This window comes from Rhizobacter sp. P1_G5 (assembly GCF_056405435.1).
This window is the reverse complement of record NZ_JBFUCB010001226.1, coordinates 1-507: the sequence shown is the minus strand read 5'-3', so window position 1 is coordinate 507 and position 507 is coordinate 1. Positions and strand designations below refer to the sequence as shown.

The 507-nt window shown below is 74.5% G+C and carries 1 protein-coding gene; it reads left to right on the top strand.

Translation table 11 applies throughout. The features are described from left to right. The coding region (locus tag AC1D12_RS35105; protein WP_477845646.1) for a flagellar hook-length control protein FliK at positions 1–507 on the top strand (507 nt) is incomplete at both ends.

Genomic DNA, 507 nt, shown 5'->3' with positions numbered 1-507 from the left:
GACCGTGCCGCGCAAACGGGCGGGGCCGGGGCCGATGCACCGGCGGCGAGGCTGCTGGCCGAAGCGGCCGAGAAAACCGCGTCGTTCCGCGAGGTCGCGGCCCAGGTGCATGGCGCGTCGGACAGCGCGCGCACCGATGCCGCGCCGGCCAGCGGAGCACTGCTGGCCGCCGGGCTGGCCGCCACGGCACCGAGCGCGCCGGCGGAGGCCCCGACCGTCGTCCAGCTGCCGACGCCGGTGGATGCGCCGGAATTCACGCAATCGCTGGGCGTGCAGGTCAGCGTGCTGGCCGCCGACGGCGTGCAGCAGGCCGAACTGCACCTGAACCCGGCCGAGATGGGCCCGATCTCGGTGCAGATCGCGATCGACGGCACGCAGGCGCAGGTCGATTTCGGTGCCGACATGGCCAGCAMCCGCCAACTCATCGAGAGCGGGCTGCCGGAACTGGCGTCCGCGCTGCGCGATGCCGGCTTCACGCTGACCGGCGGCGGCGTCTCGCAGCAGGCC